General features: G+C 60.2%; 17 protein-coding genes. 8 read left to right on the forward strand and 9 right to left on the reverse strand.

The genetic code is table 11. The features are described 5' to 3' along the window. Positions 1-20 precede the first annotated feature (20 nt). Positions 21-1,955, reverse strand: coding sequence for a DUF3604 domain-containing protein (locus GSF27_RS08640; protein WP_237457463.1), 1,935 nt, complete (start codon positions 1,953-1,955; stop codon positions 21-23). Between the two features lie 241 nt (positions 1,956-2,196). Here GSF27_RS08640 and GSF27_RS08645 point away from each other — a divergent pair, with 241 nt between their 5' ends. Together GSF27_RS08645 and GSF27_RS08650 are read left to right on the forward strand one after the other, a co-directional pair. Beyond that, complete coding sequence (locus GSF27_RS08645; protein WP_160967946.1) at positions 2,197-2,799, forward strand: hypothetical protein; 603 nt, start codon at positions 2,197-2,199, stop codon at positions 2,797-2,799. A gap of 53 nt (positions 2,800-2,852) precedes the next feature. Further along, on the forward strand, positions 2,853-3,626 hold the full coding sequence (locus GSF27_RS08650; RefSeq protein ID WP_160967948.1) for a TIGR01458 family HAD-type hydrolase: 774 nt from the start codon (positions 2,853-2,855) through the stop codon (positions 3,624-3,626). Between the two features lie 21 nt (positions 3,627-3,647). On the opposite strand, the gene GSF27_RS08655 is transcribed toward GSF27_RS08650, so the two are convergent. Then, complete coding sequence (locus GSF27_RS08655; protein WP_160967950.1) at positions 3,648-4,559, reverse strand: TIGR03619 family F420-dependent LLM class oxidoreductase; 912 nt, start codon at positions 4,557-4,559, stop codon at positions 3,648-3,650. A 162-nt stretch (positions 4,560-4,721) separates the two neighbouring features. On the opposite strand from GSF27_RS08655, the gene GSF27_RS08660 reads away from it, so the two are divergent. The 6 genes from GSF27_RS08660 to GSF27_RS08685 all read left to right on the forward strand — a co-directional run bounded on the left by GSF27_RS08660 (position 4,722) and on the right by GSF27_RS08685 (position 9,601). Then, a complete protein-coding gene (locus GSF27_RS08660; RefSeq protein WP_160967952.1) occupies positions 4,722-5,216 on the forward strand; it encodes a VOC family protein in 495 nt (164 codons plus the stop codon). A gap of 66 nt (positions 5,217-5,282) precedes the next feature. Continuing rightward, complete coding sequence (locus GSF27_RS08665; RefSeq protein ID WP_202410385.1) at positions 5,283-5,666, forward strand: VOC family protein; 384 nt, start codon at positions 5,283-5,285, stop codon at positions 5,664-5,666. A 157-nt stretch (positions 5,667-5,823) separates the two neighbouring features. Continuing rightward, positions 5,824-7,116 (forward strand): hypothetical protein, encoded by a 1,293-nt coding sequence (locus GSF27_RS08670; protein ID WP_160967956.1) that lies wholly within the window; start codon positions 5,824-5,826, stop codon positions 7,114-7,116. 512 nt (positions 7,117-7,628) lie between these two features. Continuing rightward, positions 7,629-8,039: a nucleoside diphosphate kinase regulator gene (gene rnk, locus GSF27_RS08675; RefSeq protein ID WP_160967958.1), complete on the forward strand. Its 411-nt coding sequence runs from the start codon at positions 7,629-7,631 to the stop codon at positions 8,037-8,039. 74 nt (positions 8,040-8,113) lie between these two features. Next, positions 8,114-9,304 (forward strand): sialidase family protein, encoded by a 1,191-nt coding sequence (locus tag GSF27_RS08680; protein WP_160967960.1) that lies wholly within the window; start codon positions 8,114-8,116, stop codon positions 9,302-9,304. Between the two features lie 33 nt (positions 9,305-9,337). Beyond that, positions 9,338-9,601: a MoaD/ThiS family protein gene (locus tag GSF27_RS08685; protein WP_202410363.1), complete on the forward strand. Its 264-nt coding sequence runs from the start codon at positions 9,338-9,340 to the stop codon at positions 9,599-9,601. A gap of 10 nt (positions 9,602-9,611) precedes the next feature. Here the strand turns inward: GSF27_RS08685 and GSF27_RS08690 are convergent, their stop codons facing one another. From GSF27_RS08690 to GSF27_RS08720, 7 genes are all read right to left on the reverse strand, one after another. Beyond that, positions 9,612-10,058: a DUF4334 domain-containing protein gene (locus GSF27_RS08690; RefSeq protein WP_160967964.1), complete on the reverse strand. Its 447-nt coding sequence runs from the start codon at positions 10,056-10,058 to the stop codon at positions 9,612-9,614. A gap of 10 nt (positions 10,059-10,068) precedes the next feature. Then, on the reverse strand, positions 10,069-11,169 hold the full coding sequence (locus GSF27_RS08695; RefSeq protein ID WP_160967966.1) for an NAD(P)-dependent alcohol dehydrogenase: 1,101 nt from the start codon (positions 11,167-11,169) through the stop codon (positions 10,069-10,071). Between the two features lie 77 nt (positions 11,170-11,246). Continuing rightward, positions 11,247-12,944, reverse strand: a complete 1,698-nt coding sequence (locus GSF27_RS08700) for an AMP-binding protein (RefSeq protein ID WP_202410364.1) — start codon at positions 12,942-12,944, stop codon at positions 11,247-11,249. After that, positions 12,941-14,440 (reverse strand): coniferyl aldehyde dehydrogenase, encoded by a 1,500-nt coding sequence (locus GSF27_RS08705; RefSeq protein ID WP_160967968.1) that lies wholly within the window; start codon positions 14,438-14,440, stop codon positions 12,941-12,943. Before GSF27_RS08705 ends, GSF27_RS08700 begins: the two co-directional genes overlap by 4 nt. A gap of 27 nt (positions 14,441-14,467) precedes the next feature. Continuing rightward, complete coding sequence (locus tag GSF27_RS08710; protein WP_160967970.1) at positions 14,468-15,610, reverse strand: acyl-CoA dehydrogenase family protein; 1,143 nt, start codon at positions 15,608-15,610, stop codon at positions 14,468-14,470. A gap of 37 nt (positions 15,611-15,647) precedes the next feature. After that, complete coding sequence (locus GSF27_RS08715; RefSeq protein ID WP_160967972.1) at positions 15,648-16,832, reverse strand: phosphotransferase; 1,185 nt, start codon at positions 16,830-16,832, stop codon at positions 15,648-15,650. Between the two features lie 146 nt (positions 16,833-16,978). Continuing rightward, positions 16,979-19,300: a TonB-dependent receptor gene (locus GSF27_RS08720; RefSeq protein ID WP_160967974.1), complete on the reverse strand. Its 2,322-nt coding sequence runs from the start codon at positions 19,298-19,300 to the stop codon at positions 16,979-16,981. Between the last annotated feature and the right edge of the window lie 164 nt (positions 19,301-19,464).

Raw genomic sequence — 19,464 nt, forward strand, 5'->3', positions numbered from 1 at the left:
TAGCAGAGGACTCAAAGGCTTCATGGCTGGTACCAGATGGGTGAACTGTAGGCGCGATCCTGCAGCTCGGCAGGCACATCAGCTGACAACTCACCGCCAAAGTAAGCCGAGTCGTAGGTGCTCCAGCGGGGTGTGGGGATCTCCAGCACACGCACATAGTAGAACGCCTGCCGGGCGGGGTCGAAATCCGGGTCCTGCCACCAGGTGGCCAGCTCCGGGTCACCGATGGAATTGCGATAGGTTGCCTTCTCCACATCCACGGTGGATTTCAGAGGCTTCACACGTCCCCTCCAGTCCGGCTTGCGATTGTCAGAGAGCGCCACGTCGAAGATTTTCTCGTGGGTTTTTCCCTCGGCATCGACCCAGCCCTTGACCACCTGCACCCGGTCCAGGTTGGCAGAGTCCGGATCATGTACGGCGTGAATCAGGAAGGTGGGCGCCTCTGCGCCCCTGTCACGGGCCGGCAGGTCGCTGCCCATGGGAACACCGTGGCTATAGGCGTAGCGGGCGTAATCGGGGCGGGCGATATCATCACTGGCAAAATTCCAGCCGCCGAAGAAGCGCAGGCGAATACGACTGCCGGTGGTGGCATAGACCTCGCGACGACGCAGGGCATCAAAGATAGCTTCGCGACTGTTCTCACTGGCCCATACCGCAGTGAGGCCGGAGGAGACCAGGTCGACGTTGGCCTCAAACTGGCCGCCCATCTTGTTGTGAGACCGATCCGGCGACGGGTTGGAACCGCGGAATTTACCGAAGAAGTTGTTCTCCTCGGTGGTCACCATGCCGGTGTGGGAGTCGGTACCGCCAACCAGGCCGATTTTGAAAGGGTTGGCGCCCAGTTTCTGCTGGTGGGCCAGCCCGTCCAGCAGTGCCGAGCGGGCGTACTCATACTGCAGCATCCAGGGTTCTTTCGGGGTGCTGAAAGCGACGTTGGTTTTGTCCCAGGTTTCAAAGTTGGCAAACTCATCGGTCGGTGACAGCGCCGGATGACTCTCGCCATCGCCTTTCATCTGGGTAACTTCGTAGACGTGTTCCCAGCGCATACGGGTCTCGGCGTACTGGCGATCCATGGGGTCACCGTTGACCCGCTGTGGCGAAAACATGCGGCCATTGGAGAGGTTACCGTTGTGGGCGATGGCCATGACCTTGCCACCGGTTTTCTCCTCGTAGGCCGCCAGCCCGGCCCACAGGGCCTCGGGATCCGGGTCTTCGTTGGCGTTGATCGGCAGCATCTGGCTGGCCTTGTCGGCGCTATCCCGGAACAGCACCACACGATGGAGGTTGTCGCCGTTGATCATGGAAGTCCACTCATAGCCGATCAGGGTGGTAAAGCGGCCCGGCTGGTTGTACTCATCCGCCGTTTTGGTCACGTCGCTCCAGATGGTTTGCTGCACCTCCTTCGGCATTTCCGGCATGGGGCCATACTTGCGAATCACCTGCATAAACGCGTTGCGCAGACCTACCTTCTCATACAGGTCCAGCACTTCACCGAAACGGTCTCCCACCGGCTGCCCCACCACCAGCGGGTCCTTCGCTTCGATGCGGGCGTAGAGCCCCAGGTTTTCGCCGTGATCCGCAACCGCGAGGAAATCCAGCGGGCGATGCAGTTTGGCCTCGACGCCATTGTCAGCAGTTACGGTTTCACCCATAGCAAAGCGGTAGGCCTCTTCCTGACCGATACGACGGGCGCCATTGATGTAGGCGTCGGCCGAGAGGCGGGTATGGAGGTGCAGGTCACCCCAGTAGAGATTGTTTTCCGCAGGTACACGCAGCGGCGGGGAGAAGGCCTCATCGGTCACCGCACCGGGAGCCACCAGGCTGCTTTCAGGATCAGCAGCGGTCGCCAATGAACCGGTGGCACAGACCGCCATGACTGCGGCAGCAGAGGCTGCTGACTGGATACACGCCCGAATCGACGCGCGGGGGGTGCGGAAAACGCGGAAATTTCCCATGACTCTTGTCCTGATTATTGAGTTTTTATAGGCGGATTATCACAGCACAGTAGAACACCAACACCAGGCCTGCCACCACAACCCTGACCAATATCCAATACCGATGTCCGGAAGCATATACACCTTCAACCCGCCGCCAGTGACCGGCAGGCAGGCCAGTCACCACAGAGTCTCTGGCTCCCCGCCCTCGCTTGACTATGCTTAATGGTAGTCGTCGCCGGCCCCCAGTCAGGAGGGACATATGAGCCTCACCGATGAATGGATTACTGCCAGCCACCGGTTTGCCAGCCAACTTGCCAGTCATGCGGAGCGCCTCCAGGCACTGGAGGACGCTGCGGTGCCCGCCCTGCAGGCCGAAGGTACAGCACTGTTACAGACATTGCTCAGTGGTCTGGGGCTGCTGCCGGAGTGTGAAAGCCTGCACGCAGCAGAGTCCCTGGCTGCACCAGCGATGCAGATAGACGCCGGCACGGCTGAGCAGCTGGCACCCCTGCTTGACCTCTCAAACCAGTTAGCTGCCCTCGGCGCCAGCAGCCGTGGGCCTGCCATCTGGGCACAGGAGCGCGACACCCTGCCGGACGCCCTGCGTCGCGTCCCACTACCGGATAAACACCGCCGCGTAGTGGATAACATCCTCTGGACACGGGATATGTTCGAATCCTCAACACGGGCACTGGAAGGTGTGAGCGAGGAGATAGAGCGACAGGACGGCTCCGGCGTACGCAAGGCCAAAGCTGCAGCCCGGGAGATTGAGGAGCACGCCAACAACCCCCCCGTCAAACCGAGCCTGTTTGAGCGTATTGGCAAAGCTTTATACGCGCTGGCCGACGCCATTTTCGGTTAACTCCTTTTTGCTGCAAACCGCCTTTTGCTGTCCACCCGGAGGAAACACCCTGCATGAACTGCCTGCCCAATCTGCACGGACTGCTGATCGATATTGATGGTGTACTGTATGTGGGTGACCGCGCCATTGACGGTGCTGCCGACACCATCCAGCTGCTCACGGATCGCGGCCTTCCCCATCGCTTTGTCACCAACACCACCACCCGCTCCCGGGAACAGATGGCTGCCGGGCTGCAAGCCATGGGCTTCAACATTCAGGCGGCGGAAATCCTCAGCACCCCGGCGGCGGCCGCGGCCTACCTGCAACAGCAACACCACCACACCTGCCACTGCGTGGTTGGCGATGCCATCCGCCCGGAGTTTGCCGGCTTTGACAGTGACACCGAGACACCGGATGCCATTGTGATTGGCGATATAGGCCCCAACTGGAGCTACGCGCTGATCAATCGCCTCGCGCGCCAGGTGATGGAAGGCGCCGAACTGATCGCCCTGCACAAGGGGCGCTTCTGGCAGACGGAAGAGGGCTTGCAGGTGGATATCGGGGCCTTTGTGGCCGGCATCGAGTATGTCACCGGGGTCACTGCAACGGTGATCGGCAAGCCTTCAGCGGCGTTTTTTGACACGGCCCTGCAAGCGCTGCAGTGCGGCCCGCAACAGGTGCTGATGATTGGTGACGATATTGAGTCAGATGTGGGCGGCGCGCAGCGCTGTGGCATGCGCGGCGCACTGGTGAAGACCGGCAAGTACCGGCAGGCGCAGGCCGAAGCCTCTGCCGTGAAGCCGGACCTGCTGCTGGACTCTGTCGCCGACCTGCCCCGGTACTTGTAAAACAAAGGCTGTAAAGCAGGATCAGAGTTTGCGTACCACCTCTTCACTGAACCACTGCACGTTATCAAGATACGCGCGGCGATCCGGATGTAACAGTTTGACCGTCACCCAGTTCACGCCGGCCTCCTGCAGTTGCGCCACTTCATCGAGAAAACGTTCCGCCTCGGCGCGGCTGCGATTGGTGAAGTTATCGGTGGAACTGATCGCAATGTTTACATCAAACGCCGCCGGTCTCTGTTGCGCCTCGCGCTGCTCTGCTATCCACGCAATCTTCTGTTGCAGGTCCGCCACCGACTGAATACCGGAGTCCTGATTCAACTTGCTGTGATGGGAGATCGCAAAAAACGGACACCAGCCATCTCCCTGCACCACGGCACGTTGCAGCGCCTTGTCACTGCTGCCACCAATCCAGATCTTCGGTGCCGGCTCGGGTGCCGGCCTCGGCTCGTTGCCATGGGCCTCAAAGCCCATGCCGCGTTTTACAATTCTGCCACCGCGCCAGATCTCGCGAATGGTCTCCAGCGCCTCGTCAGTGAGTTTGCCACGCTTGTGGAAGTCCACCCCCAGCGCTTCGAACTCCGCCTTCTGGTAACCGGAGCCGATCCCCATGATAAAACGCCCGCCGGAGAGCACCTGCAGCGTAGTCGCCGCCTTGGCAGTAATAAACGGGTTGCGGTAGGGCAATACCACGATATTAGTCAGCAGCTGCAGGGTGCGACTGTGGGCGGCAACAAAGGCCAGCGCCGTAAACGGGTCCAGCGCATCGTGACCGTTGGCGTGCAGCCACGCCGATGCCGGTGCCGGGTGATCAGTGACACAGCAGCCGTCAATCCCGGCCGTTTCCAGTGCGGCTGTCATCTCCTGCACCGCATCCAGCGACTGGAACTCTCCGGGGGTAACATTGCCAACGGGAATGTAGAGACAAAACTTCATGCTGCAGTTCCTGTTTTATTATTAGCGTTATGGTCAGTGGCCGGGGCGGTAAAATCATCGGCAACTGCTAGTATAAAAACGGTGACCTTCAATATAAAAACAGAAACCGTCCGAATCTGTTGCATTAATGCAACACGGTTTTGCAACCATCCAGGGAAGCAGATGATGATACGCGGCATTCACCACATTGCGGTACATGTACACGATCTCGAGCGCATGACACGCTTCTACCGCAATGCCTTCGGCTTTACCTGCTTCAGTGATCCCTACCGCTGGCAACAGGACGCCAACTTCGACGCCGCCGTTAACCTGGATAACACCGCCGGCCGCTGTTGCCTGCTGCGTTCCGGCAATTGCTATATGGAGCTGTTTGAGTACGCGCAACCGGCACCCGACAATCGCCACCCCAAGGGACCGAACGACAAAGGCTACACCCACTTCTGTGTCGATGTGGTGGGCATCGAAGGGGAGATGGAACGTTTGCGGGTACTGGGCATGAGTTTCGGCCAACCGCAACCGGTCAATATGGGACCGGTAAAATCCATCTACGGTCGCGATCCCGAGGGCAACATTATCGAACTGCAGGAGACCCTGGAGCAGGGCTTCGAACTGGAAGACCTGCCGCCCCTGAAACAGAAACCGCCGCGCCTGCTGTAAGCCTCGCGCCTGCACCGCAACCGATTCCAACCGCTCACGGACAGTGCTGTCACCATGACCAAACCCATGCTGCAGGGCATTCACCACACCGCCATCATCTGCTCGGACTACACAGTGTCGAGATACTTCTACACCAGCGTACTGGGGCTGGAGGTGATTGCCGAAAATTATCGCCCCCTGCGGGATTCCTGGAAACTGGACCTGGGATTAGCGGATGGTAGCCGGATAGAACTCTTCTCCTTTCCGGCACCACCGGCGAGGCCCTCAAGGCCGGAGGCCTGCGGCTTGCGCCACCTGGCCTTCAGCGTCACTGATCTTGATGCCACCATCGACTCGCTGGCCACCCATGGCTGCCTTGCGGAGCCGGTACGGGTGGATGAGTACACCGGCAAGCGCTTTACCTTTATCGCTGATCCCGACGGCCTGCCACTGGAGCTCTACCAGCTGTAACACCCGCCGATTATTCTGCCTGCCTGTCACATTACAACCATAGCCTGACCATTCTCTCGGCCCAAGCCATGTTATAAAGACGGCAAGACATTGCGCCACGCTCCCGGACACCCCACAGCGGCGGCTATATCAAAAAACAGATAACAGGGCAGCCTGCATGACCAGACTCGATTGGGTACGGGGCGACAGCCTTGGCCTCGACATTCCCGCCCACAGTGACGCCCTGGCCGCTGGTGGCTGCGACTTTCTCACCCGCGCCTTCCGCGCCAGCGGTATTATCGACAGCGACAATGCCGTCACAACCATCACCGAATGCCGCGAGATTGAGGGCGGCAGTACCGGACGCAAACTGCTGCTGGCGGTGAACTACCAGCAGCCCCTGCCCCACCTGCACCAGCAGCTGTTTGTAAAGTTCTCCCGCGATTTTGACGACACCCATCGCGACGCCGCGCGGGTGCAGATGGAGCTGGAGGTACACTTTGCCCTGCTCTCCCGCGACCCGGACTTCCCCATCGAGGTACCGGTCTGCTACTTCTCCGATTTTCATCACGACAGTGGCACCGGCATCCTGATCACACAGCGCATTCCCTATGATTGCGATGGTGTAGAGCCCCACTACCCCAAAAGCCAGGACTTCCTGATGCCGGAGCCCCTGGCCCACTACGAGGCGCTGATCCGGGCGCTGGCGCGACTGGCGGGCAGCCACAAGGCCGGCAGACTGCCGCCTCTGGTGGAAGACTATTTCCCCTTTGAGCCGGACAAACTGGTGGTCAGCCAACGGGCGCCCTACACCCCGGCAGAGATCAGCAAAAAAGTCGCTCGCTACGCCGAGTTTGTGCAACAGCATCCGCAATTGATGCCCCCGCACCTGGGCTCAGCGGCGTTTCTCGCCCGCCTCGCTGACGAGGCTCCGCGCTTTCAGGCCCGGCTGGCCCGGATACACCAACTGCTGCGCAGCCAGCCATCCATGATTGCGCTGTGCCACTGGAACGCCCACGTGGACAACGCCTGGTTCTGGAAGGACGACCAACAGCTGCTGCAGTGCGGCCTGATGGATTGGGGCAATGTGAGCCAGATGAACGTGGCCATGGCCCTGTGGGGCTGCCTGAGCGCCGCAGAACCGGAGCTGTGGGACGACCACCTGCAACACCTGCTGCAACTGTTTACTGACGAGTTTGCCGATGCAGGCGGTCCCCGGCTTGATATCGGGCAGCTGCACCAGCACCTGCTCGCCTATGTCGCCATGATGGGACTGGCGTGGATGCTGGATGCCCCCTACCTGATCCTCAAATACGCACCGGACGTGGCCGCTGCCCGCAACCGCTTTGACCCGCTGGTGCAGCAGAGCGAGCGCGCCCGCTCCCAGCTGCTGATCCTGACGGTGTTCCTCAACCTGTGGGAGAAGTCGGATATGGAGGCGCTAATCAAGAGCTTGGGGCAGGATGGCTGATGGCTGAGGCTTGAGACCAGCTACCGATTCAGGCTTGGCCCCCTTCCCCAAAGAGCGCGCAGGGGATAAGGTGAATTCCCCCGACGTGGGATCATGACTCCAATCGCGGAAACCCGGTCCCATGCGCGGAAGCCTGGCCCCGGATGTAGGAGCCCGGTCCTCCGGGCGAGGCTTTTGAGAGAGCCACCGCTTTCTCCCGCTTTCAAAAGATCGCGCAGGGGACTGCGCTCCTGCGGGACCACCATATTGCACTCCCGCAACATCCTGCTATATTGCCGCCATGAACACTGTCCTGAACAAACATCTTTCCCGCGCCACGGCTGAGCTGGTCAGCCGCTGCTGCGCCTTTCCCGTCTGTGGCGGTTAAGTCTCCCTGCGCTTAACCGCCCGAACCCGTTCGTTTTTTATTTCTGAATCACATTTCTGAACCTATTGTTCTGAGTCGCCATCCCGGGCCTGCTGCCGCATAGCACCCGCCAGCGGCTCAGCGTTGCCTGTGTGGAGTAACGGATATGCGCAAGCGTCGTAACAGCCAGATTTACCTGAAAGAGTCGGAATACAACCTGCTGCTGAAACTGCTGGAGCGGATGGAGTACACCGATTCTGTCGCCGCCCTGGAGGAGGAGCTGAGCCGGGCGAAAGTTGTACCCGGCCGCAAGCTGGGCAAGGACGTTGCCTGCCTCAACGCCACCGTCACCTATGTGGATGAGGAGAGCGGGCAGCAGACCCGGGTGCAGCTGGTGTTGCCGGCGGACGCCAGTGTGCAGGACGGCAGGATCTCCGTCCTGTCGCCGGTGGGCAGCGCCCTGCTGGGACTCAAAACCAATGGTTATATTGAGTGGCCCCTGCCCTCCGGCAAGCTCAGGAAGCTCTCTATTCTCGAGGTTACCCAGGCGGCTGAGACCGAACAGCCACTGGCGTGAGACACCACTGCAGGGGGGATGCCTGAAGCCTATACTCAGGTTTCAGTTCTGGTCTGTGACGCGAGGGAGTGCGCATGAACAACCTGCTATTACTGGGCACCCGCAAGGGTACGGTGCTGGTGGACCGTACCACCAGCGGCTGGCGCCCGCGCCCCATGGCCCACGATGGCATCCCGGTCTGCTACGCCGCCTGCGATCCCCGCGACGGCACCCTGTGGGCATCGCTGGATCACGGCCATTGGGGTCCCAAACTGTCCCGCTCCCGCGACGGTGGCAGCAGCTGGGAGGAGACACCGCCCATCAAGTACCCGGCCGGGGCTCGCTATATCACCAAGTACCTGCCCACACCGGACTTCGATCCTGACGCCCCCAGCGGAGCGCCGGAGTACACCGACGCCACGGTGTACAAGATCTGGAACATAGGCTTTGGCAGCCACACCCAGCCCGGCCGCCTCTACGCCGGCACCATCCCAGGCGGCCTGTTTGTCAGCGATGATGGTGGCGACAGCTGGGAACTGAACCGCCCGCTGTGGAACCACGACAGCCGCGGTGGTGACCTGTTTGCCGGTGATGCCACCAGCGACAACTGCTGGGGCGGCACCCCGGCCAGTATCGATTACGGCGTGTTCGAACCCGGGATCCACTCCATTGTGGTGGATCCCCGCGATCCGGATCGCATCCATGTGGCCGCCTCCTCTGCCGGGGTGATTAGCTCCGCCGATGGCGGCCGCAGCTGGAGCGGCAGCAATCGCGGCATGCGCATGGACTACCTGCCCAACCCGGAGGCTCCGTGGGGTCACGACCCGCACTTTATCACCCACTGCCCCGGCCAACCGGATCACCTTTGGCAGCAGAACCACTGCGGTGTTTTCTACAGCAGTGACGGCGCCGCCAGCTGGAAGAAGGTGAGTGTACCCGGGGCCGGCGTGCATTTCGGCTTTCCCATCGCTGCCGATGAGCAGGACGGCCGCACCGCCTGGGTAGTGCCTGCCCGCTCCGACATGGAACGCATGACCATCGGCGGCGGCCTGTTTGTGGCCCGCACCAGCGATGGCGGAGAGTCGTGGCAGGCGTTCCGCAATGGCCTGCCGCAGGAGAACGCCTACGACATCGTCCTGCGCCATGCACTGGATATCAGCGGTGACCGGCTCTGCTTTGGCAGCACCACCGGCAATGTCTATCTGTCCGAAGACCGGGGCGAAAGCTGGCAGTGCCTCGGCAACAACTTCCCACCGATTTATTCGGTGCGCTTTGGTCGCGGTTGAAGGCGGGGAACAGAGGTCATGGTAACGGTGGAGATGACTTCGCACCTGTACCGCTTTTTCCCGCAGCTGGAGAATCGCGTGGTGCAGGTGCAGTCCGGGTCTGTGGCAGAAGTGCTGCAGCAGGTGGAGCAGTTGGCGGCAGGGTTTACGGACTATGTCCTGGACGAACGTGGTGCTTTACGACGCCATGTATTCGCTGCCATCAATGATGCACTGGTGATTGATCGCCGGACTCTCTCGGACAGGGTGCCGGAGGGCGGCACCCTCTATATTTTCCAGGCCCTCACCGGCGGCTGACAGCAACGCGTTAATCCAGCCGTTGCAGACAGAAAAACAGCAGTGCGTTATCGCCCTTGCGGTCCATCACACCCAGTACCCGCTCGTCATCGATCTTGCGGAAGTGATCGAACACCGGGTGCTGGTCATAGACCATGGTGGCGGTGGGCTGGCCGCGAAACACCACTTCCCGCAAGCTGGCGGTACCCAGTACCGGATTCACAACCCGTGCACCACTGGCATCGGCGCTGATGATCGGGTCCACATGGTTGACGGAATGGAAGTGTTTGCCCACCCAGTTCAGTCCCTGCAGTTGTGGCTCACCAGGGTGTCCGCTGAGCAACACCTCGCCGCGCCACTGGCCCAACATAAATTCAGCGGGGATGGGCTCCAGCGTATCGAAAAACGCCAGCAGTTCCCCGGCGTCGTGACGCTGGCTGCTGTCCAGCAGGGGGTTGGCGCTGTTGGCTGTACTCATGACCCTCTCCTCAATTCTGATCCGGCATCATCAGTACCGGCTTGATTGCGTCACCGGCCTTCATGGCGGCAACAGCATTTTCTATATCGGCAAAATCGTAGCGACTGACCAGCTTCTCCAGTGGCAGCTCACCCTGGCGATACCAATCCAGCATCCGCGGAATAAACTGGCGCGGATCCGCATCCCCTTCCACGGTGCCGCGAATGGTCAGCCCCTTGAACACCAGTGCCAGCGGGTCCACCTGCAGCGGCGCATGGGTCCCCGGCAAGCCGGCACACACCAACACGCCCCTCTGGGACAAGAGTCCCAGGGCCTGTTCAATCACCGCCGGGTGACTGGTGCAATCGAACGCGTAGTGCAAGCCGCCCAGTTCCGTTACCAGCGCTGCCAGGTCATCGCGGCCAGGCACGACACCCCGCGTAGCGCCCAACTCGCAGGCCAGTTCTGTGCGCTGAGGGTTGAGGTCCACGGCAATGATCTCCCCGCAGCCACTGAGTCTGGCGGCCATCACTGCCGCCAGGCCAACGGTGCCGCAGCCAAAAATGGCGATGCGCGAACCCGGTGCCGGTGCCAGTACATTCATCACCGATGACATGCCGGTCATCACCCCGCACCCCAGTGGCGCCAACAGTTCGGCGGGCAGGTCACTGCCGACTTTCACCATATTGGTGGTGCGGGCAACCGCATGGGTAGCGAACGAGGACTGGGAAAAAAAGTGTGCCGCCAGCGGTTCGCCGCTGCGGCTTAACGCGGTACTGCCATCGGCGCGGCAACCGGCCAGATTCAGCAGCGCCGCCTGTTCACAGTAAGACGGGGTATGGTGCTGACAGGGAGAGCACTGACCACAGGCCCCAAAACTCAGCACCACACGGTCGCCCACGGCAAACTCATGCTCACCGGGACCGGTAGCCACGATATGACCGACCCCTTCATGCCCGAGCACAATGGGCTGGGGCGTTCCCAGTGCGCCGCTGGCGGCGGTGAGGTCCGTGTGGCAGATACCACAGGCCTCCAGTTCCACCAGGCATTCACCGGCCTGTGGCTCACCGATCTCTACCGGTGCAATGGTGAAGGGATTGTCGCGGGTAGTGACCGCAGCGTGAATTTTCATAATGAATCCGTTATCAGTGTCAGATAGCCCTGGTGCCAGACAACCTCAGTGCCAGATTGCTTTAATCCCAGATCGCTTTAATGCCAGATAACCTTGCGGCCCTGTTCACGCCATTGATCCGCAAAACCGAGATACACCTCTTCGATTTTGTCGCGACGCAGTTTCATGGTGGGGGTCAACATGCCACTCTCGATAGTCCAGGGATCGCGGGTCACCACCATGTAGTCCAGGCGTTCGTGCTCTTCCAGCTGTGCGTTTACCGAATCCAGTAATTTACCCAGCTCCGCCGACAGCGCTTGTTCATCCTGGCTCACCCCCGGAGACAACATCGCCAGCACAAACGGTTGCGGTTGCCCCGGCCCGGTAACGCACACCACTTCCAGTAGCGGTGAGCTGGCGAGACGATTCTCGATGGGTACCGGCGCGATGTATTTTCCCTTGCTGGTCTTGAACAGCTCCTTCACGCGACCGGTAATCCGCAAACGTCCCTCACTGTCCAGCTCGCCGCGATCACCGGTGTGGAACAGGCCATCGGCGGTGTAGCTCTCGGCGGTGGCCTGGGGATTTTTGTAATAGCCCAGCATCTGTCCGGGGCTGTGTGTCAGTACTTCACCGTTGTCGGCAATGACGCAGGTCACTCCGGGCAGCGGCGTGCCCACATAGCCTGAGACGTAGTCACCGGGGCGGGTACTGTGAGAGGTGGCGGCGTTTTCTGTCATGCCAAACACCTCCAGCAGGTCCAGGCCCAGGGTGCGGTACCAATTGATAATATCAGCGGCCAGTGGTGCCGCGCCGGTGAGTCCGGCACGCACACAATCCAGTCCCAGTTGACGCAGGATTTTCTGCTTCAACTGCTTGCCTATTACCGGCAGTGCGAAGAGTACTTTCTGTTTCGCCGGAGAAATTTTCGCGCACACAGCCTGGTAGAATTTGCCCCACAGCCTCGGCACGGTGAAAAACCGCGTTGGCCGCGCACGCTGCAGGTCCTGCGGAAAGGTTTCCAGCGAGTGGTTGAAGAACAGCTGGAAGCCGAACATCAATGACGGGATCTCCACCGCTACCCGCTCGGCAATATGGGCCAGGGGCAGATAGGAGAGCATGCGATCATCACTGCCGGTGTGCCACAACTCCTGGGTAACCATGGACGGTGCGCACAGGGAGCGGAAGCAGTGCATTACACCCTTGGGTTTGCCGGTGGTACCGGAGGTGTAGATGATGGTGGCCAGTGCTTCCGGATCGCGCTCGTCGACCTGCTGCAGGGGCGAGCAGTGTGTCATGATCTCGGACCACTGCTGCTGGTATTGGAAGTCATCTCCCTGCGGTGCAAACGGCAATGCCACTGCCGGCAAGCCCTCTGGCAATACCGCCCGGATCTGCTGCCAGTTGTCATCCTGGCCACCCATCTTGCCGACAATCAGCAACTGCGCTTCGCAGTGATCCATGACGTAACGCGCGCTCTCTGCACTCAGCGTCGCGTACAGGGGCACACTCACATGGCCCGCCATCCAGATGGCCAGGTCCGCCACGATCCAGTGGGCACTGTTTTTACCCAGCAGGATAATATTGCTGTGCTCAGGCAGATTGAGGGAGCGCAGGTACTGTGCCATGCGCCGCGCCTGGTCATCCACCTGGGCCCATGTCAGCTCCTCCACACTGCCGTCCGCTAACGGCTGCGTCAGGTAAACATCGTTACCCTTCACTTCCGCCCAGTAGGTGAGGCGTTCCAGCGGAGAGATCTGATAATTAATCGCTGTGCTGTTCATCATCTGGTTCATGTCCGGTAACCGTCCAACTGCTCGCGGGAGACCTTGCGCTTCAGCAATGTGCCTATCAACCAGGCAAACGCCCGCCCATAAGGTGGCTTCATCAATTTGGTATTCATCCAGCGGCTGGCAAAAAACACCGGCCGTTTCTTGGAGAAAGCTTCAAAACTGTAAACGCCGTGATAGTGACCGATCCCACTGGCGCCCACACCGCCAAAGGGCAAGTTGTGTTGCGCCACGTGATAGACACAGCCATTGATGGTCACGCCACCCGATAAAGTGGCCGCCAGCAGAGTGTCGATACGTTTTTTATCATTATCAAAATAGTACAGCGCCAGGGGGCGATCGAGTTGGTTTACCCGCTCGATAGCATCCTGCAGGTCGCGGTATCCCACCAGTGGCAACACCGGCCCAAAGATCTCCTCCTGCAACAGTGAGCAGTCCTGCCCGCAACCCCACACAAGGGTAGGGGGAAACACACCGTTGTCCACGCCGCACGATTCTTCCCGGGGATTAAAGCGCAACACACCTGCGCCACCCTGCTCTGCCTGGTCAACCCAGTCCTGCAGGCGCTGATACTCTTTGGCATTGATTATTCGGCTGTAGTCATTGTTGTCAACCAGCGCTGGATAGCTCTGTGACAAACACAACTGCATCTGCTCCACCAGCGCCGGCAGCAGGGCCTCGGGCACCAGTACATAGTCCGGCGCCACACAGGTTTGTCCGGCATTGATAAACTTGGCGAATACAATCTCGGAGGCGGCTTTCTGCAAGTCGTACCCCGGTGCAATGATGGCCGGCGACTTGCCACCCAGCTCCAGCGTCACCGGTGTCAGGTTGGCGGCTGCCTGCGCCATGATCTTGCGACCCACCGGCGCCGAGCCGGTGAAGATCAGGTGATCAAAAGGCAAGGCCGAGAACTCCCGCGATGCACCGGCATCAGGCTCTACCACCGACACGAACTCTTCAGGAAAAATACCGCGCACCAGGTTCGCCAATGCTTTTGCCGTGTGCGGGGTATTGGCCGAAGGGCGGATCAGGGCGTGATTGCCGGCGGCCAGTGCGCCGATTAACGGACTCAGGGTCAACAGTAACGGGTAGTTGTATGCCCCCATGATACCGATCACACCCAACGGCTGGTGACGAATTTCGCAACGGCTGGGACGGAACAGCGCATTGGTGGCAACCCGCTGTGGCTTCATCCACTTGCGCAGGTTCTTTTTCATATAGCGAATTTCATCCAGTAGACCGTAGAGCTCCAGCTGCAGGGTCTCGGCCACCGAGCGCCCGCCAAAGTCTTCGTCCACCGCCCGCACCAACTGCTGCCGCTGTCGCAACAGCGCCTGAGAGAGTTTATCCAGCGCCTGCAGTCGCTCTGCACAGGAGGACGGCTCCTGCCGCGAACAGAATGCTGCACGGCAGTTGTCAAACAACTGTTGCATGGTTCTGCTGTACTCCTTTCCCTGCACCTGTGTCAGCGCTGCACCTGAGTTGGCCATCTCGTTCATAGCGTTGCCTTCTGCCTGCGGCCGGCTTCAGAAGCCGCGCGCAATAATCTCTTTCATAATCTCGTTGGTGCCGCCATAAATACGACCTGCGCGGGAATCGATCCACGCCTTGGCGATGGGGTACTCGAGCATATAACCGTAACCACCGTGCAGCTGCACGCCTTCATCCACCACCCGGCAAACCAGTTCGGAGGTCCACAACTTGGCAGCAGCAGCGGCTTCCTGGCTCAGCTCGCCACGCAACATCAATTCGATGCAACGATCGACAAACTGCTGGCCCACGGCGATTTCGGTTTTCATCTCAGCCAGCTTGAAGCGGGTGTTCTGGTAGGTGGCGACTGACTTGCCAAACACCTTGCGATCCTGGGTGTAGGCGAGGGTGGTATCAAACGCCCCCTGGGCAGTGGCCACCGACAGGATGGCAATAATCAACCGCTCCCAGGCCAGCTCTTTCATCAACTGTTTGAAGCCGAGCCCCTCCTGCTCTCCGAGCAGGTTGCTGCAGGGTACCCGCACGTTGTCAAAATAGAGCTCACAGGTGTCCTGTGCCTTCATGCCCACTTTCTTCAGCGGCCTGGCCTTGGAAAATCCTTCCCGGCTGGTCTCCACCAGCACCAGGGAAAGATCGTTGGCGCCGACACCGCTGTCCCCGGTTTTCACCACCACCACCACAATGTCGGAGAGGTAGCCGTTGGTGATAAAGATCTTGGAGCCGTTGATGACGTACTCGTCGCCCTCCTTCACCGCCCGGGCGGTAATGGACTGCAGGTCGGAACCGGTGCCTGGCTCGGTCATCGCCACAGCACCTACGGCTTCGCCGCTGGCCATTTTTGGCAACCATTCCTGTTTCTGCGCCTCGGTGCCGAAGTTATAGATATAGTTGGCAACGATATCCGAGTGCACGGCAAAGCCCGGGCCTGTGGCTCCGGCGTAGCTCTGCTCTTCCATCAGTACGGTGCTGTAGGTGCGATCTACACCCAGGCCGCCGTATTCTTCAGGAATGGTCATGCACAACAGGCCCAGCTCCCCGGCACGGTTCCACACCTCACGATCAATGTGCTGCTGCTCTTCCCAGCGCTCGTGATGCGGCGAAATCTCCTGCTCTATAAAACGTCGTACCATGCGGCGGAACTCGTCGTGATCCGAGTTGAACAATGTACGCGGTAACATATTTACCTCCGGTTAAAATTTTGTCTTTTGCATAAAACTATCGGGGCCTGGCCTGCTGCAATCTGGCGGCTGCCAGCGCCACGGAGCGCCAGTCACTGACGGCCTGCAGACAGCGTCCGATCAACTCCAGTGCGCCATCGTCCGGCGCCCCGGCGCCTTCGCCGGCGGCAATCACCGCATCGATCAGCGGGCCACACAAATTGAAGCGGTAGTCCTGTTCCAGCTCTTCCAGGCTGTAGTGGCGTCCCGCCTGCTCGAACAGGCGCCGGTATTCATCCAGCAACAAGCGCTCGTTGCGACGCCTGACGCTGCCCTCCAGACTGCGGAGCAGCAGGCTGGCAACGTCGTACATCGGGTTGCGCAAACCGCAACGCTGCCAATTGATCAATGCAGCGTGGAATTTATCGCCCTGCTGCAGCAGCAGTGCACTGTCAACGCTGGCAGCTCCGTGACTGAAGGTCAGCGTATGTCGCTCGTAGCAGTGCCAGGCCGCCACCAGCGGCTGCAGCTGTTGCAGCAGCTCAATCTCATCCTGCTGCCAGTGGCGGGCGGCAGGCGCCAGCAGTACCTGCAGGCCCCGCTGGTACTTTGTTTCGGCGTCCTCCGCGACGCTGCGCAGGCGCAGCAACCACTCCGGCGCCGCCGCCGGCGAAGCGCCAATAAAACAGCCGTGCAGGCCGGCGAGTTCACGCAGCACCGCCCGCACCTGGGCGAGATCGTTACGGGCAGCCACCACATAGCTGCCGGGCAAACCGCCGTCGTACTGCAGGAAGGTATTGCGCAAACGATCGCGGGCAATGGAAAACACCACTCTCGGCACACGGCAGCTGTGGTGCTGGTGCAGCTCCTGATAGGCAGCCAGCTCCCGCTCACTGTGCAGCCAGTCACCTTCCGCCAACCCCTCCTGCGCCTGATCTTCAGCAATACGTAAAAGCATCATCATGGGCTGCCCGGCATTGCCACTGAACTGCAGCTGCAACAGGGTGCTGCTGCCTGCAGTGGCATTGTCGATACCGGCTGCCAATCGCTGTTGCTGCATGACGGAGACCGGCGGCAAGGTGTTGTCGTAGAAGCAGAGTGCGCGCTGCACCCAGGCCTGCGACAGTTCGGCAGCGGATCGCAGCAGCGGCAGGGGAGCCGCCGGCTGCACGCCACCGGCACCACCATCACGGCAGGCGCTTTGCGCCACGGAAGTACCGCTATGCCAGTGCTGATTCATCATTCAATCCCTGCTCACATTTCAGTAACCGCTGCCAACCCGTCCCGGCGATCAAGCCGGCAAGACAGGGAAGAAGCGTTGAGCCGCCGTCAGGAACAAACTGCCTGCCCGACGGCGTGGCATACCCCAGGACGCCCACTGCCGGGGGCTCAGAAAGAGCCCCGCAGCGTCAGGCCATAGGTACGCGGCGCCGACACATAGGCATTGGCATCCGGCCCCTGCAGAGGGGAATTGAAATGCTGGGTGGGATAGCGCTCGTCGGAGCAGTTCTGGCACCAGGCGGTGACCGACCAGAGCCCGGATACCGAGCCGATGCCGACACTGGCGGTGTATTCTGTCTGCGCGTCACGGGTGTAGTCATTGGAGGTGTTGGTGTAGGCCTCACCGGCATAGCTGACACCGATACGCCCGGACAACAGCAGGCCGGGAATAACCTCCTCTTCCGCCGACAGCGCCAGGTTGCCGGTAAACTCCGGTGCCTGGGCAAATTCACGATCCGCCAGCGCGCCAAGGGCAGGGTCATCACCAAACTTCGCTTCCGCCAGGTAGGTGACATCGAAGTTCAGCTTGATGGCTTCCGTCAGCAGCAGCTGGTTTTCCATCTCCAGTCCGTAGACTTCCGCATCAGCGGCGTTATCAATGGTGAACTGGGTACCGATAAACTGGGCGATCTGCAGGTCGGTAATATCGTTGTAGAAAGCCGCCACGTTGGTACGCGCACGACCATCCCAGTAATCCGCCTTCACACCCAGCTCGTAGCCGTCAATAAATTCGGACTTATAGGTAGGATCCAGCGGTACCGCGCCCGGCACTTCGTCGGGGTTATTCATCACGGTACCGGCAGCGGTGTTGTCGATGTTCACACCACCGGACTTGTAGCCGCGGCTGTAGGAGGCGTAGGCCATAACGTCATCGGTGATGTGATAACGGGCCGCCAGTGAGCCACTGAGCGCCTCATCCTCGAAACTGTCGCTGTAGGTTGGGCCCGGCTGCACACCCAGCAGGCGGAACGGGGTAACCGGTGAAGGGTTGAAATAGTTGCGCTCCAGCGCCCCCTCTTTCTCATCTTTGGAGTAACGCAGACCCACCGAGAAGCCGAGGCGATCCGTCAGTTCCAGGTTCCAGTGCATAAAGGCCGCCTTGGTTTCACTGGAGGCGGGCATAAAGGCATCACTCCAGAGACCTTCAGAAGCATCCGCAACGCCTGCAGCGCCGATCAGGATATCGAAGAACATCTGCGCCTGGTCACCCCACAACAACTGGTGTGGCGCTTCGATCTCTTCATCCGCGTAATAGAGACCCAACACGTAGTCGGCAGACTGGAAGAAGGCAAACTCATCCAGCTCACCACTGAGGGTAAACTCCTGGGAGATGGTTTCGGTTTTCAACCCTTCGTTGATGGTGAGGACGTTGGCGCCACTGAAGTCGGCGTCCATGCCCTGCTGGTTAATTTCCCAGTCGCGATAACTGGTGACCGACTTCAGGGTCATGGTGTCGCTCAGCGCCCATTCCAGTTGCAGAACCGCTCCCTGGTCCTCAATGGTCTGCTCGGTGTCGTTGCTCAGAACCTGCTCGTAATCGTCAAAGTCGGACGATGGCGCCTTGAGACCGCGCATGGGAATAAACACGTTGTCGATCAGTGGCTGGAAAGGACCATCAATGGCATCCACCTGACCGTAACAGCAGTTATTTTCTTCCTTGGACCAGTCGACGATCAGGCGCGCGGTAAAATCCTCAATACCGTCCAGCAAGAACTGCGCCTTCACAGCGCGAGGCTCCCGACCGTTGTAGTCGCCACCATTGGGATCTTCGATGTAGCCATCCTCTTCACCAACGAGACCCGCAATGCGGAAGGCACCAACACCGGCGACCGGCACATTCACTCCTACCCGTGCCAGTTTCTTGCCGTAGTTGCCGATAGTCGCTTCATAGTCGCCGCCAAAGGCTTCGCTGTCGGGGCGCTTGCTCTCCAGCAGCAGCGCACCGGCAGAGGTGTTTTTACCAAACAGGGTACCCTGCGGGCCGCGCAGGATCTGCAGGCTTTCGACATCGAGCCAGTTCTGCATCGCCTGGCCGGCACGGGTACGGTAGACACCATCCACAAACACACCCACCGCACCTTCAAAGGCGCGACTGTTGCCCACAGTACCGATACCGCGGATCAGGATGTTGGCGCTGTTGGCGGCACTGTTGGTGACATCAAATTTGATACTGGGGGAGATCTGCTCAATGTTGGCGATGCTGTCCACCTGCGCCGCCACCATGTCATCGAAGTTGGCGGCGGTCACCGCCACCGGTACATCCTGCTGGCTCTCTTCGCGGCGCTGGGCAGTTACGATGACTTCTTCCAGCGCCAGCTTGCGCTCGGCGGTGGCGGCCATGGACGCCACCGGCAAGGTGGCAATAACCGCTGCCGCCAACGCGCTCGGGCGCAGGATGGAACGGCGTTTGTCTTGGTGGGCAGGCATCATCTCTTATTTCCTTTGCGATTTATTGTTATCTGTTTACGCAGGCCTGTGGGCGAACACAGCCTCTCTCAACAATTTCTGATGGTTTGGATACTACGGACTGGGCAGGGGGAAAACCTCGTCCGAACCGATGAATTTATTCTCTTTTTTCTCACCGACCGGTTATT

It is taken from the genome of Pseudomaricurvus sp. HS19 (assembly GCF_009857815.1).
Classification (GTDB): domain Bacteria; phylum Pseudomonadota; class Gammaproteobacteria; order Pseudomonadales; family Cellvibrionaceae; genus Pseudomaricurvus.